This window comes from Streptococcus sp. E24BD (genome assembly GCF_041807825.1).
Lineage (GTDB): Bacteria > Bacillota > Bacilli > Lactobacillales > Streptococcaceae > Streptococcus > Streptococcus entericus.
This window is the reverse complement of the sequence record NZ_JBGTZB010000073.1, coordinates 1-1,260: the sequence shown is the minus strand read 5'-3', so window position 1 is coordinate 1,260 and position 1,260 is coordinate 1. Positions and strand designations below refer to the sequence as shown.

General features: G+C 40.4%; 1 protein-coding gene. It reads right to left on the bottom strand.

Features of this window, described 5'->3' with window-relative positions; translation table 11 throughout:
- Positions 1-9: 9 nt before the first annotated feature.
- The coding region (locus tag ACERC5_RS10090) for a recombinase family protein (RefSeq protein ID WP_373660673.1) at positions 10-1,260 on the bottom strand (1,251 nt) is incomplete at its 5' end.

The window sequence follows — 1,260 nt, the reverse complement described above, 5'->3', positions numbered from 1 at the left end:
TACGTGCCATTAGACCACCTCCGTCACTTTTTGAGATAACTGTTGGAGGATTTCTAATTCTGCCATATTATGAAACACCAGGGTCAACTCCTGATTTTCGTGAACGACAATTCGGTCAAGTAAGGTAACTAGAGTGATACGATTGACTTCTTTGTTTTTTTGCATCTCACTCAACTGGTCTAGCCACTTTTTCTTATCCTGGAGTTTATCATACAAGGTTTGGGCTAACTCTCTCTTTTGAATGATAGTATCTTCAATTTTCTTTAACTTCTGGCGATAGCTTCGCTGAAACTCTCGGTATTCTGTATCATTGATTAGGCCATCGTCTAAATCTAAATACAAAGACTGGAGCAACTGTTCATACTTCTTGCGATTCGCAAGCAAAGAAGTAAAATCAACTTCCAAAAACTGTTCTTGGTTCAAATAATCAGGAACTGCTTTAATCAGATAAGACTTCCAGTCAAGGTGTTGATAGATGAGTGTCGAAACCAAGTCAAGTAACATATCTTGCTTAATCGCATGGCGACTACAGCCTCGTCCGTTATTATAAGTGCTACAAATATACTGAACAGTCTCTTTGTCCTTGTAATGGAGTTTTCGCTGCAACAGCTGCGACTGACAATCACCACAGAACAATAACCCTGCAAAGAGGTCAGGTAACATCTTCCCATGTTTGACATCTCTAAGTAAGAGGTTATTAGCTACTTCAAAAGTGCTCTTGGAGATAATCCCCTCATGTGTATCATCAACCCGTACCCAATCTGCTGGATTCACAGCCACAGACTTTTGTGACTTGTAATTGATTTTGGTTTGCTTCCCCTGTTCCAAACTACCAGTATAGACACGATTTGTCAAAATACGATTGACCATTTTCGTATCCCACTTGTAGCGATGGCCATAAAAGCCTTTAATCTTTTCCTGATAGGCTTTTTTACGTTGCAACGGAGTTTCTATCCCTGCCTGGTTGAGAAAGCCTGCGATAGCGTTTGACGAATATCCCTCTAGTTTAAGAGCAAAGATTTTCTCAATAGTAGGGCGTACATTCTCATCAACCACTAGATGATTCCGTTGCTTGACATCTTTGCGATAGCCATAAGGGGCAAAAGCTCCAATAAACTCGCCCTTTTGTCGTTTAGCTTTTTGAGTGCTTCGAACTTTGGTTGAAATGTCTCGACAGTAGCTATCGTTAATTAGACTTTTAATCGGCATGACCAAGTGTGTTTCATTGGTATCAGCCGTCAGGCTATCATAGTGGTCATT